This is a genomic window from Stappia indica, assembly GCF_001696535.1.
In the GTDB taxonomy this organism is placed as follows: Bacteria; Pseudomonadota; Alphaproteobacteria; order Rhizobiales; family Stappiaceae; genus Stappia; species Stappia indica.
In genome coordinates, this window is the sequence record NZ_MBQE01000001.1 from 1066356 (window position 1) to 1079503 (window position 13148).

12 protein-coding genes are annotated in these 13148 nt (G+C 66.9%); 5 read left to right on the plus strand and 7 right to left on the minus strand.

Annotation, left to right across the window (positions count from 1 at the left end; genetic code table 11):
• Positions 1 to 2 precede the first annotated feature (2 nt).
• Positions 3 to 1448, minus strand: a complete 1446-nt coding sequence (locus BBX35_RS05115; RefSeq protein ID WP_228186278.1) for a TrkH family potassium uptake protein — start codon at positions 1446 to 1448, stop codon at positions 3 to 5.
• Positions 1449 to 1880: 432 nt separating this feature from the next.
• Between BBX35_RS05115 and BBX35_RS05120 the strand changes: the two genes are divergently transcribed.
• Positions 1881 to 2408, plus strand: a complete 528-nt coding sequence (locus tag BBX35_RS05120) for an MgtC/SapB family protein (RefSeq protein WP_067216755.1) — start codon at positions 1881 to 1883, stop codon at positions 2406 to 2408.
• Between the two features lie 23 nt (positions 2409 to 2431).
• Here BBX35_RS05120 and BBX35_RS05125 read toward each other — a convergent pair whose 3' ends face one another.
• The 4 genes from BBX35_RS05125 to BBX35_RS05140 form a co-directional block, all read right to left on the minus strand.
• Entirely contained in the window at positions 2432 to 3451 is a 1020-nt protein-coding gene (locus tag BBX35_RS05125; protein ID WP_244271558.1) for a sodium:calcium antiporter, read from the minus strand.
• An 82-nt stretch (positions 3452 to 3533) separates the two neighbouring features.
• On the minus strand, positions 3534 to 4853 hold the full coding sequence (locus tag BBX35_RS05130) for an aminotransferase class V-fold PLP-dependent enzyme (RefSeq protein ID WP_067216760.1): 1320 nt from the start codon (positions 4851 to 4853) through the stop codon (positions 3534 to 3536).
• A 126-nt stretch (positions 4854 to 4979) separates the two neighbouring features.
• Entirely contained in the window at positions 4980 to 6524 is a 1545-nt protein-coding gene (locus BBX35_RS05135; RefSeq protein ID WP_067216761.1) for a PQQ-dependent sugar dehydrogenase, read from the minus strand.
• The gene (locus BBX35_RS05140) at positions 6517 to 6936 is read right to left on the minus strand and encodes a DUF2231 domain-containing protein (protein ID WP_067216763.1); all 420 of its coding nucleotides are present in this window, start codon (positions 6934 to 6936) and stop codon (positions 6517 to 6519) included. The genes BBX35_RS05135 and BBX35_RS05140 overlap by 8 nt, the downstream gene beginning before the upstream one ends.
• Positions 6937 to 7643: 707 nt before the next feature.
• Here BBX35_RS05140 and map point away from each other — a divergent pair.
• The 3 genes from map to BBX35_RS05155 all read left to right on the plus strand — a co-directional run bounded on the left by map (position 7644) and on the right by BBX35_RS05155 (position 9771).
• Positions 7644 to 8477, plus strand: coding sequence for a type I methionyl aminopeptidase (gene map, locus BBX35_RS05145; RefSeq protein ID WP_067216764.1), 834 nt, complete (start codon positions 7644 to 7646; stop codon positions 8475 to 8477).
• A 25-nt stretch (positions 8478 to 8502) separates the two neighbouring features.
• Entirely contained in the window at positions 8503 to 9213 is a 711-nt protein-coding gene (radC, locus tag BBX35_RS05150; RefSeq protein WP_067216766.1) for a RadC family protein, read from the plus strand.
• 159 nt (positions 9214 to 9372) lie between these two features.
• Positions 9373 to 9771, plus strand: a complete 399-nt coding sequence (locus tag BBX35_RS05155) for a hypothetical protein (protein ID WP_067216769.1) — start codon at positions 9373 to 9375, stop codon at positions 9769 to 9771.
• Positions 9772 to 9792: 21 nt separating this feature from the next.
• On the opposite strand, the gene BBX35_RS05160 is transcribed toward BBX35_RS05155, so the two are convergent.
• Positions 9793 to 10983 (minus strand): acetate/propionate family kinase, encoded by a 1191-nt coding sequence (locus tag BBX35_RS05160; protein ID WP_067216770.1) that lies wholly within the window; start codon positions 10981 to 10983, stop codon positions 9793 to 9795.
• A complete protein-coding gene (locus BBX35_RS05165; protein WP_067216773.1) occupies positions 10980 to 12374 on the minus strand; it encodes a bifunctional enoyl-CoA hydratase/phosphate acetyltransferase in 1395 nt (464 codons plus the stop codon). The genes BBX35_RS05160 and BBX35_RS05165 overlap by 4 nt, the downstream gene beginning before the upstream one ends.
• Before the next feature lie 188 nt (positions 12375 to 12562).
• Between BBX35_RS05165 and BBX35_RS05170 the strand changes: the two genes are divergently transcribed.
• A complete protein-coding gene (locus BBX35_RS05170; protein ID WP_067216776.1) occupies positions 12563 to 13147 on the plus strand; it encodes a glutathione peroxidase in 585 nt (194 codons plus the stop codon).
• The last annotated feature ends 1 nt before the right edge of the window (position 13148 follow it).

Here is a 13148-nt window from a genome sequence, read left to right on the forward strand (position 1 = left end):
GCTCAGCGCGACCAGAAGTCGGGATCGAGCAGCACCAGCACAGTGAACAGCTCGAGCCGGCCCATCAGCATGGCAAAGGACAGGATCCACTTGGCGCCGTCGGGCAGCGGGGCGAAATTGCCGGACGGCCCGATGATCGGGCCGAGGCCCGGGCCGACATTCGAGATCGCAGTCGCCGCCGCCGACAAGGCCGTGACGATGTCGAGGCCGAAGCCCGACAGGGCCAGCGTGATCGTGCCGACCGAGCCCATGTAGACGACCAGAAACGCCAGCACCGAGAAGGAGAGCTCCGGCGTCAGGCGGGTGTTGGCGTATTGCTCCGACATCACCCGGTTGGGCCGGACCATCCGGCGCACATGCGCCCGCACGGTGCCGAAGAACACCAGGAAGCGGAAGATCTTGATGCCGCCGGACGTGGATCCGGTGCAGCCGCCGACGAAGGTCAGCAGCAGGGCAAGACCAACGACCGGCGGGCCCCAGGTGGTGTAGTCGCCCATGGCAAAGCCGGTCGTCGTGATGATCGAGACGATGTTGAAGGTCGAGGCCAGCAGTGCCTCGGAGAAGTTCATCTCCAGCGCAGCGCCGAGATAGACCGTCACCGCCAGCGACGTCAGCACCACCAGGCCGAGCAGCGCGCGTACCTGCGGATCGTTCCACAGCACCAGCGGCCTGCCGCGCAGCGCCTGGATGATCAGGACGAAGGGCAGCGCGCCGGTCAGCATGAAGGTCACCGCGACCCAGCCGGCAGCCGGATTGGTGAAGTAGGCGAAGGACGCATCATGGGTGGAGTAGCCACCGGTGGAGATCGTCGCCATGGCGTGGTTGATCGCGTCGAACACCGTCATGCCGGTCAGCAGGAAGGCCAGCACGCAGACGAAGGTCAGGAACAGGTAGGTGATACCGAACAGGCGGATCAACTCGACCGAGCGCGCCACGATCTTCTCGCTGCGGTCCGAGCTCTCGCTCTGGAACAGCTGCATGCCGCCGATCCGCAGGAACGGCAGCAGCACGATGGCCATGACTACGATGCCGACGCCGCCCATCCACTGCATCAGAGAGCGCCAGACCAGCAAGCCGGGCGGCAGGCTGTCGAGGCCCGAGAGCACGGTCGATCCGGTCGTGGTGAAGCCGGAGACCGCCTCGAACACCGCATCCGCGTAGCCGACGCCGAGCCAGAGGAAAGGCAGCGCGCCGAAAGCGGGCAGCGTCAGCCAGGACAAGGTCGTGAGGATGAAGGTCTGGCGGATGTCGAGCCCGTCGGTGAGCGCGCCGCCGACGGCGACGGAGAGCAGCAGGCCGATCAGGCCCGTGATCAGCGCGGACATGACGAAGGCCTGCCAGTCGGCATTGCGCGCGGCGACATCCACCATCGCCGGAATGAGCATGGCCGTCGCCAGACCCACATAGAGAAAACCGAGGACGTTGAGCACGGGGCGAAGCGAAATCACGGAATGGCGTCTTTCGTCGTCTGGCGTCGTCCGGGATCTGCGATCGTCGTCCCGTCTTGCGATGCGTGGCGGCAATCCTGGGTACGTGCGGTAGGCCGAAACCTGCAGGGCCGAAGCCAAGGGCCCGACATTTCCGAAGCGTACCTGTCAGTGTGCAGGTGTAACAGAAAGCGCGTCTGCAGCTTAACCGGGAACGTGCCGGACCGCGCGCACGGTTCCTGCGGATCTTGCGGACATTTCGGACCTCATCGCCTGCTGCCTTGCGGCATCGACTGCATGTGGTGCCAACCTACCATTTTCCCCGGCCGAGCCAAGTACAAGCCTGAGGGGGCACGGTCAAGGCTTCGCCAGCCCGCCCGCCCTGCTGCTGCAGACCGCCGACACGGAACAATGCCGTCCGCCGGACCGTTTGCAACGGCATGGAGGGGTCTGATGAGTGAAACGGATATCGTCCTGAGACTGTCGCTCGCCGTCGTCGGCGGGCTCGTGCTCGGTCTGGACCGCGAGCTGCGCGGCATCTCCGCCGGCATTCGCACGCACGGCCTCGTGTCGCTGAGCTCGGCGGCGATCACGGTCTCTGCGCTGCTGCTCTACGAGGCGTTGAAGGTCGACACCGGCCCGCAGAGCATGGATCCCTTGCGCGTCATCCAGGGATTGGCACAGGCCATCGGCTTCATTGCGGCCGGGACGATCTTCTTTGCCCGCGGCGATGTCCACAACCTGACATCGGCTGCGAATATCTGGCTCGCCGCGGCGCTGGGAATTGCTGCCGGTGCAGGCCAGTTCGCCCTCTTCATCACCGCGCTTGTCATGGGTGTGGTGCTGATCACCGGCGTTCGTGTGTTGGAACGCTTTCTGCCCGGTCGTCGCGAGCCGGAAACCGCGCAGCTTGCAAAGCGGAACACCACGGCGGAGGCCCATTCCAACGCGCCAAATCGCGCGGCAACCGAGCGCGACTAGCGTATGGCCGAGCAAACGGCACGCTATCTCCCGCCCGTGACGAAGATCTGGACCGCGACCGCGCTCGCATAGATGGCGAGCATCGCCGCGCTTTCCGTGCCGATGCGGATCGGTCCGGTCCGCTCGCGCAGAATGAGCCCCGCCAGCAGCACCGCCGTCATCAGGGCCGCGATCACCACCCAGAAGAGATCTGCCCGACCGACCGCGTGATAGAGCGAGCCGTCCCGATAGGAGACATCTGCGGCAGTCAGGAACAGAGTGTCGAAGGTGTTTCCCCCGATGATCCCGCCGATGGCCAACTGCAACGCCCCGCGCCGGACGGCAACGAGAGTGGTCACGAGTTCCGGCATCGACGTGACGGTCGCGGTCGCCAGCGCTCCGACCAGCGAAGCCGACAGGGCGAACCGGTCCACCAGCACCGACGCGCTGGAGGCGATTGCCCAGCCGGCGACGCCCATGACCGCCATCAGTCCGGCAAAGCTTGCGAAAAGCGCCGCGGTCGAGCGCTCGCCCGTGCTGTCGCCTTCCTGCTCCGGCCTATCTTCCCGCGTATCGGCGGTCGGCACCGGCCGCCACATCGGCTCTGCGCGAATTGTCCGGCTGGCGACCAGAGACAGAACGTAGACCACCGGGATCGCCAGCGAGACCGGATGGACCGACCAGAGGGTGAACTCCGGCAGGGTCACTGCCAGAAGAGGCAGCATCAGCAACCCGAACAGCACCACCGCCTGAGAGACGTTCACCAATTCGGCGCCGGCATGTTCCAGATTGGCGCGCCTGTATGTCAGATCGGCAAGGGCGAGAAAGGCCGTCTGAGCGGCGATACCGCCGATGCTGTTGGAGAAGGCAAGCGAGGCCTGCCCCTCCAGCGCCGAGGTTATCGACACGATGGTGCCGCTGAGCGACGTGGTCGCCCCCAGCAGCAGCGCCCCGGCGATCGCTTCTCCCAGTCCCGTCCGATCGGCGAGCGTATCGGCCAGCCTGGTGAGACGGGTGCCGCTGACGAACACCGCAAGGCCCGCCGCGATGAAGACAAGAAGCACAGTGGTCGTGGAGGCGCTGACGAGGATGGCAAAGTCTCCTTTCTCTGGTCGGCTTCGGCCGGGGTTCGACTCGAACGGGCGTCTAGGCCAGGGCTTTCACGGCGTCGATTGCCGCGTCGACCTCCGATTCCATGTTCCGGATCGAGGGCGTCAGGCGGATATGCGCCCTTGCATAAGGTGCGACCGATGCCACGATCCCGCGCTCCCTGAGGGCCGATACCGCGGCTCCGGCAGAACGGCCGTCGATGTCGAAGGAGACGATCCCCGCCGAGAGCTCCGGATCCATAGGGGTTCTGACCGTGACGTCGTCGATGGCGGCAAGTCCCTGCTTGAGTTGGGACGCCAACGCATGGGTCCGCGCCGCGACCGCAGCCTTGCCAAGACCGGCGTGCAGATCGAAGGCCTCCTTCAAGGCCCAAAGATGCTCGAATGCCTTGAAGCCGCCGGGCGTCATCCGGCGCCCGTTGTTCCGGCCTCCCGGCGCATCGCGTCTCCTCACCCACGCGCTGAAGGTGGGGTCATCGGTGAAGCTCGGCACCGTCGGCTGCACGGCATCGAGCGCCTTGCCGCTGAATACCGCGATACCGGTGCCGCGCGGCCCGAACAGCCACTTGTGGCATCCGGCCATGAACATGTCGCAGCCGAGTTCGTCGAAGGAGACATCCTCGATCCCGAACCCGTGGACGCCGTCGACGCCGAGAAGGACATGGTCCTGCGGATCGCGGCTCGCGTTCACATCGCGAAGCCCTCTGGCGATGGCGCGAACGGGCATCTTCAGCCCCGTGCTGGAATGGACCCAAGTCAGCGCGACAAGACGGGTTTTCGGGCCGACGGCCTCGAGCACTGCTGCCGTGATGGCATCGGCCGTGGCGTCGAAGGCGTGCTCGTAGAGCGGGATCGAGCGCAGCGTGGCGCCTGATTCCAGCGCCTTGAGCCGCAGCGTTTCATGGGTGACGAAATAGCCTTCGTCGGTGGTGAGCATTTCCTGGTCGGCGCGAATTTTCAGACCGGCATAGGCCAGCCCCACCGCCATCGTCGTGCTGTCGGCGAACGCGACATGCGAGGGATGGATGCCGAGATAGGCCCCCGCCGCATCCCGGCTCGCCTCGGTCAGGTCGTCCATATGGGTTTCGAGATAGGCGACCGTATCGCGGTCCAGCTCCGCCCGGTGGCGCTCGATTGCCTCTCTCACCGGGCGCGGATGCGAGGCCAGCAGCATCGCACTCATGTGGACCTTGTCCCGGCTCAGCGCAAAGAGATCGCGAACCGCCTCCCAGTCGCCAAGGTCCGGATCGCCGGCCGTCGGCGAGACCGGCGTCTCTGCTCTGGAAATGCTTGAAATTCCGACTGCAGCAGGAACCGCCGCCATGAGATGAAGCAGATGACGGCGTGAAAACGCCATGTGGGAACCTCCATGTGTGTCCTCGTATCCAACGCGGGACGTAGCACATGGTTGCCTGCAGGGAGCGCAAACACATTTTCCGGTGGCGCGCGGCCGGCAGTGCCTCGCCGGCCGCGCGCCTGATGCCTACTGGCTGCTGCCCGTTTCCGCAGCAGCCCCGTCTTCCGGACCGACTGCCGGGGCGATATCGGTCTGCGACGGTTCCGTGGCTGGCGCGTCGGAGGCCGGCTCGGCCGGAGCCTGTCCGCTCGCGGTCCCGGCGGGTGCCGCCGTCCCGGGTTGCGCCGGGAGGGTTTCCGGCTGTGTCTCGGCGATCCTGTCCGTCGGGATCGGCTCTGGCGTCACGGACCCGTCGGCAGCGGCCACCCGCCAGACGGTGTTGCCGGTGTCATCCGCGATCAGCAGCGCACCCGTGCCGTCGATGGCGAGGCCGACCGGGCGGCCGTGAACCTTCTCGTTCTCCAGGAAGCCGGTGACGACGTCCTGCGGCATGCCGGCGGGTCGGCCGTTCTCGAACGGGATGTAGATCACCTTGTAGCCGTTGAAGACGCTGCGGTTCCAGCTGCCGCGATTGCCGACGAAGGCGCCGTTGGCGAAAGGCTCGGGCATCGCCGATCCGTTGGTGAAGGCGAGGCCCAGCGCCGCCACGTGGCTGGTCAGCGCGTAGTCCGGGGCTATCGCAGTCTCGACGAGATCGGGCCGCCGCGGCATCACGCGCTCGTCGACGTGCTGGCCGTAATAGCTCCAGGGCCAGCCGTAGAAACCATTCTCCTGAACCGAGGTGAGGTAGTCCGGCACGAGATTGGGGCCCAGCTCGTCGCGCTCGTTGACGACGGTCCACAGCTCTCCCGTTTCGGGATGAAGGTTGAGGCCGTTGGGATTGCGCAGGCCCGATGCGAACACGCGGGACGCACCGGTCATCCGGTCCACCTGCCAGATCGCCGCCCGTCCCTTCTCCGCCTCGATGCCGCGTTCGCCGGCATTGGAGTTGGACCCGACGGACGCGTAGAGGAAGCGGCCGTCGGGCGAGGCGGCCAGATCCTTCGTCCAGTGGTGGTTGATCGGCCCACCGGGCAACGGCGTCAGGACCGTGGGCTCGGCATCGATGGCCGTCTGGCCCAGTTCGTAGGGATAGCTGAGAATCGCGTCGGCGGCGGCGACATAGAGCGTCCCGTCGTACCAGGCGACGCCGAACGGCGAGGTCAGGTCCGTCAACAGGTCGCTGCGTTCGTCCACCGTTCCGTCGCGGTCGGTGTCGCGCAGCAGGGTGATGAGATTGGTGTCCTTGCCCCCACCACCGCCGCCACCTGCAGCCATCGACATGATCCAGCCGCGGATGAAGTCCTTCGGGCGGTTGAGCGGCTTGCCCGGCGGCGCCTTCGACTGCACCACCAGCACATCGCCATTGGGCAGCGTGTGGACGGTGCGCGGGTTGGCAAGATCCTTCGCATAAGCGGTGACGACGAGCCCGTCCGGGACGGTCGGCGTCTCTCCGTCCGACCATCCGATCACCTCGGCGACCTTGAGGTCAGGAAGCAGACCTGTCGAGGCCTCCGGCAGAACCGGGTCGGGGCCGTACTGCTCGGAAAGGTCGAACTCCTCGTTGCCGCAGGCCGACAGGACGATCGCGCTGCCTGCCAGAACGATCAGCGGAAACGCGACTTTAGACATGGCGAACCTCCGTGCTGGCGAACCAACCGGTTGCGATCATCGCAAGGACAGTGATCACGGAGACCGTCAGGCCGTACGGCATCACCGCCGTCCAGCCGTCGGCTGTATGGATGAAGCTGTTGAGGGTTGCGAGCAGCATGACGATCACCCCGCCGACCACGGCAAGCCAGGGCGGCCTGCGTTGCCAGAAGATCAGGTCGACGAGCCGGACAATGGCCGCGAGCACGCCGAAGACCAGGCCTGCCAGCAGCAGCCATTCCGAAAAATGCAGCCAGAGAAGGTTGAGCGAACCGACATAGGCAAGATCGGTCAGAAGCGTGAGGCTGAAACAGGCGATGGGAAACGCGCCGAGCGCCGTGTGAAAGGGCTGCACCCTGTCGGCTCTGGCTGGCAATATGTAGTCGTAGTTCATCCGAAGGCCCCCGGGTGTTGGTCGTTGCCGTCGAAGCAATACGAATGCAGCCTCGAAATGTTCCGTCCGGGGCAAAAAAAGTCGAAACCCTTTAGCGCGCGGACGCTGCCTGCCGTGCAGTTCCAGGTTGAGGATTTGCAGCCGCTTTGCTAGCAGAGAGACCTGTGCGGACGTGGTGGAATTGGTAGACACAAGGGACTTGGGGCAAACTTGAGTGCGCCGGCGGAAACGCGGGACGTAGAACTGCTCAAATTCGGGGAACCCTGTCGCATGGCGATCCCGAGCCAAGCCCGAGAGATCGGGAAGGTGTAGAGACTAGACGGGCAGCACCTAAGGCGATTGCTAGGGTGAAGGTATAGTCCAGACCACAAACGCCGGAAGGCGGCGGCGAAAGCCGTAGCTGGTAAGAAAATCCCTCAGCCTCGGCTATGCGGGTTCGAGTCCCGCCGTCCGTACCAGACAGACCGGCGCCCCTGGCTGCCGGTCGGGCCTTGCCGTGGCGGCCCTGCGTCCGGCGCCGCTCAACCTTGCGGCGAAAGCGGATTGCGCCCCGCGCCCGCGCGTTTTAAGGCTATTGGAAATCCCGGCGGAGCCAGTCCCGCCCGACCCTTGCGCCCCGCATGCCTCCCGCATTGCGCGGCAACCGCAGGCACTGCGGCCGGGGGGCGGCAGTCCCGCGACACGAACAGCCCGGACGAGCACCTCGCATGGTCACCTATATCGACGCCGCAACGGCTCCCCTGAAGAACACCGGCCAGATCCGCCTCTACGGCCCGGAGGACTTCGCCGGCATGCACAAGGCCGGACAGCTGACGGCGCGCTGCCTCGACGCGCTGGTCGAGAAGATCGTGCCCGGCGTCACCACCCAGGAAATCGACGATTTCGTCTACCGCTTCGGCGTGGAGAACGGCGCCCTGCCGGCGACGCTGAACTATCGCGGCTACACCAAGTCGACCTGCACCTCGATCAACCACGTCGTCTGCCACGGCATCCCGAACGACAAGCCGCTCAAGGAAGGCGACATCGTCAACATCGACGTCACCTACATTCTCGACGGCTGGCACGGCGATTCCAGCCGCATGTACGCGGTCGGCAAGCTGAAGCGCGCAGCCGAGCGTTTGGTGGAAGTCACCTACGAATCGCTGCTCCGCGGCATCGAGATGGCCCGCCCCGGCAAGACCACCGGCGACATCGGCCACGCGATCCAGAGTTTCGTCGAGGCCGAGCGTTGCTCGGTGGTGCGCGACTTCTGCGGCCACGGCGTCGGTCGGCTGTTCCACGACATGCCGAACATCCTGCATTACGGCCGCCCGGGCGAAGGCATCGAGCTGAAGCCGGGAATGATCTTCACCATCGAGCCGATGGTCAATCTCGGCCGGCCTCACGTGAAGGTGCTCGGCGACGGCTGGACCGCCGTCACCCGCGATCGCTCGCTGTCGGCCCAGTTCGAACACTCGGTCGGCATCACCGCAACGGGTTGCGAGATCTTCACCCTGTCGCCCGCCGGCCTCGACAATCCGCTGACCTTCGGTCGCGCCTGACGACGGCACCACGGGAGGGGGCGGCATGAGCGGCACCGACGACGGTTTCTCCGACGCTGGCGTCTCTCCGCATTTCCATGGGCACCGCGACCGGCTGCGCCAGCGTTTCCGCGAAGGCGGCCACGCGGCGTTGCAGGACTACGAGCTTCTGGAATTGCTCCTGTTCTCGCCGATCCGCCGCGCCGATACAAAGCCCGTCGCCAAGGCGCTGATCGACCGCTTCGGTTCCTTCGCCGAGGTACTGGCCGCCCCGCCGGCCCGCCTCAAGGAAGTGCGCGGCGTCGGCGACCGGGTGGTCGACGAGCTCAAGCTCGCCCATGCGGTGGCCGAGCGGTTCCTGCGCGGCCAGGTTCGCGAGCGCACCGTGCTGTCGTCCTGGTCGCAGGTGATCGACTATGTGCGCACCGCCATGGCCTTTTCCGACCGCGAGGAGTTCCGCATCCTCTTCCTCGACAAGAAGAACGCGCTGATCGCCGACGAGGTGCAGCAGCGCGGCACGGTCGACCACACGCCGGTCTATCCGCGCGAGGTGATGAAGCGGGCGCTCGAGCTCTCCGCCAGCGCCCTGATCCTGGTCCACAACCACCCGTCCGGCGACCCGACGCCCTCGCGCGCCGACATCCAGATGACCAAGCAGATCGCCGACATTGCCGGCACGCTCGGCATCGTCCTGCACGACCACATCATCGTCGGGCGCGACGGTCATGCGAGCTTCCGCGGCCTGCAGCTGCTCTGAAGCACAGCCCGACGAGCGACCCGGACAGCGACACCCCGCCGCAGCCCTGATTGACGTTTATCAACGTTCTGCCACACGCCGGCGCTAGGATGCTTCTCGCGGTCGTGGACGGCCGCAATGCACCCAGCCCCCAAGGGGGCTCGCAGGGAGGACCGTACCATGGCAGATACCCGCAAGACCGTTTCCGGGGACGGCGTCAACGCCTCCCTCACCCCGTTCGAGATGGCCTATTGCAATCCGATGGTCCTGATCGGCCGCATGCAGTCCGAAGCGCTGCGCGCGACGCTCGACCGTCAGGTCGAGATGGTCGACTTCCTGCGCCTGCGGGTGGAGAAGGACGTGCGTCTCGCCGAACGGCTGATGCAGGCGCGCCAGCCGGCGGAGGTCGTTGCGGCCTGCAGCGACTTCTGCAGCGATGCGCTGGAGGATTACGCCCGCGAGAGCTTCCGGGCCGTCAATCTGGTTCCCGAAGTCGCAGCCGAGACGGCAGAGCAGGTCGCGCGCGAGGCGGAAGAGGTCTCCGACGACCTCAAGGTCGCCTCTCTCGCCGTCGTCTGACCGGACACGCTTCGCTTTTCCTCAAGCGATCGGAAGATCGCGGACATGCTCCGCGATCATCGCCTCCTCGTCGGTGGCGATCACCCGCACCTCGACGCCGCTGTCCGGCGTCGAGATGACCGGCGCGCCGTCCGCATTCGCGGCCCTGTCGAGCCGCACGCCCAGCCATCCCAGCCGTTCGCACACCCGCTCGCGGATCTCCGGCGCGTTCTCGCCGATGCCTGCGGTGAAGACGAAACCGTCGAGCCCGCCGAGCACGCTGGCCAGCGCCCCCGCTTCGCGCACGATCCGATGCACGAAGACGTCGATCGCCTCCGCCGCCGCCGGCTCGGTACTTTCCAGCAGCACCCGCATGTCGTTGGAAATGCCGGACAGGCCCAGCAAACCGGCGCGGGTGTAGAGCAGCCGCTCCGTATCGTCGATGGAGAGCCCTTCCCAGCGCATCAGGTGCAGCAGCGCGCCCGGATCGAGCGCGCCGCAGCGCGTTCCCATCACCAGACCGTCCAGCGCCGTGAAGCCCATGGTCGTGTCGAGGCTTTCGCCGCCTTTGAGCGCGCACATGCTGGCTCCATTGCCCAGATGCGCCGCGATCACCCGCCCGCCATGGACACGCGGCGACAGCATGGCCAACCGCCGCGAGACGTATTCGTAGGACAGGCCGTGGAAGCCATAGCGGCGGATGCCGCGCCGCTCGAATTCGCGCGGCAGCGCAAAGCGCGTTGCAACCGCCGGCATGGTGCGGTGAAAGGCCGTGTCGAAACACACGACCTGCCGGATGCCGGGCCGCGTGCGGGCGATCTCCCGGATCGGCGCCAGATTATGCGGCACATGCAGCGGCGCCAGCTCCGCCAGATCGCCGAGCAGTTCCAGCAGCTCCGACGTCACCTCCTCCGGCATCCGGTGGCCCGCCCCGCCGTGCACCACCCGGTGGCCGATACCCGCAAGGTGCCGCCCGGCCAGTTCTGCGTCGATCCGCGCCAGCAGATGATCCAGCGAAGCCTCGAACCGCGTTTCCGCCCAGGCCTCGTCGGCGAGGAGCCCGCCTCGCGCATCCTTCAGCCGGAAGCGCCGCCCGGCCCCGTCCTCGCGCAGCTCGCCCCGACGCCAGGACTTCAGGGCTCCATCCGCCGCAACGTCGAAGATCGCCAGCTTGATGCTGGACGAGCCGGCATTGAGCGTCAGGATCGCGCCGCTGTCGCCCTGCCCGCTCATGCTCCGGTCTCCCCGCCGGCTGCAGCAAGACGGACGCGCGCGAGCTTCGCGGCGACAGCGCAGGAGGCAAGGCGCGTGCGTTCGGCGTCCGCCCGACTGGTCAGGATGATCGGCACCCGAGCGCCCAAGACCACGCCTGCGGCATCTGCCCCGGCCAGGAATGTCAGCTGCTTGGCGAGGATGTTGCCGGCCTCCAGATCCGGCACCACCAGGATGTCGGCCTCGCCCGCGACCGGCGAGACGATCCCCTTCTCGCGCGCGGCCTCCACGCTCACCGCATTGTCGAAGGCGAGCGGTCCGTCGACGAGCCCGCCGGTGATCTGACCGCGATCCGCCATCTTGCAGAGCGCCGCCGCGTCCAGCGTCGAGGCGAGCTTCGGGTTGATCGTCTCCACCGCCGACAGGATCGCCACCTTCGGCAGTGCGATCCCCATCGCATGGGCGAGATCGATGGCGTTCTGGATGATGTCCCGCTTGATCGCAAGATCCGGCGCGATGTTGACCGCAGCATCCGTCACCAGCAGCGGCCGGGGATGGCCGGGCACATCCATCAGATAGACATGCGAGAGGCGGCGTTCGGTTCGCAGCCCTTTGGATCGGTCGAGAACCGCGTGCAGCAGTTCGTCCGTATGCAAAGACCCCTTCATCAGCATAGAGGCTTCGCCGCGCCGCACCAGCGCCACCGCCTCCTCGGCGGCCGCATGGCTGTGCGGTGCATCAATGAGCCGGAACCGGTCGAGGGCAACGCCCGCTTCCCGCGCCGCCTGCTCGATCTTTCGCTGCGGGCCGATCAGGATCGGCACGACGATGCCGGCATCCGCCGCTTCCACCGCGGCAGCAATGGCCGGCGCGCTGCAGGGATGGGCGACGGCGGCGACCGGCGGTGCGCTGGACGCAGCTTCCGCCATCAGCGCGCGGAACCGCTCATGCCGGCTCATGCGGATGTCGGGCAGCTCGACCCTGGGCCGGCGGATCTTCTCATCGGGCGCACGTACGCGCAGAGTGCCGGACGCCACTGCCCGGCCCGCTTCCGTGCGGCAGTCGCAGGACAGGACCAGTTCCCGCGTCTCGGCTACCCGCCCGGTGACGGCAAGCGTCAGGACCAGAGCATCGCCAGCCGCGACCGGCCCCTGAAAGGCAAGCTCCTGCGCTAGCGTCACGCCGCCCGGCCCCGGCAGGTCCGTCGCCACCAACAGCGACACCAGTCCCGCGACGATCGGGCCGGCGCTCGCCCCCTCGCCGCCGCTGCTCCCGCCGGAGATAACCGCCAGCAGATCGATATCCTGCTGCACGAGCGTACGGCGCAACACCGCGCTGTCGCCGGCCGCGATCTCGTCGAAGGTCCGGTTCTCCACCATGTCCTGGCTGGTGGCGCCCGCTCGAATGTCCATGAAAGCTTGGTCCCGGCTCGTCTCTGGGTGGCAGTCGGTCGCGCGGGAGCATGTATGGCCCCGGCCCTCGCATGCAATCCGTCGTTCTCCGGACCATGCCTCGCCACTTGCCAGCAGCCGCAAGAACCGCAACGGCAATCCGCCGGCCTTTTTTCAGCGTAACACGGGACGAACGGGAGGATCCGGCCATGAACCGTCTGCTTGCCAGCCTTACTTGCGCATTCTTCGCCTTGAGCTCGTCCGTCGCCCTGCCCGCCATGGCGGGAGAGGGCAGTGCCCACGACTTCGCGCTGACGGCAATCGACGGATCGGCAATGCCGCTCTCCGCCTATCGCGGCAAGACCGTCCTCGTCGTCAACACCGCCTCGCGCTGCAGCTTCACCCAGCAATATGCGCCGCTGCAGGCGCTGTACGAGACCTATCGCGACCGCGGCCTGGTGGTGATCGGCGTTCCCTCCAACGATTTCGGCGGACAGGAGCCGGGCACGGAAGGCGACATCGAAGACTTCACGCGCTCGGCCTACCGCGTCGACTTTCCGCTGACCAACAAGACCTCGGTGCGCGGCGAGGCGGCAACGCCGTTCTACAAGTGGGTGACGCGCGAGGCCGGACCGCTCGGCGCGCCGCGCTGGAACTTCCAGAAGTACCTGATCGGTCCCGACGGCCGGCTGGTGGAATGGTACACGCCGATGACGGAGCCGGACTCCCCGCGCCTGCGCGCAGCCATCGAGCGCAGCCTTGCGACCCACGCATCGCCCGCCGGCGGCTCCTGAT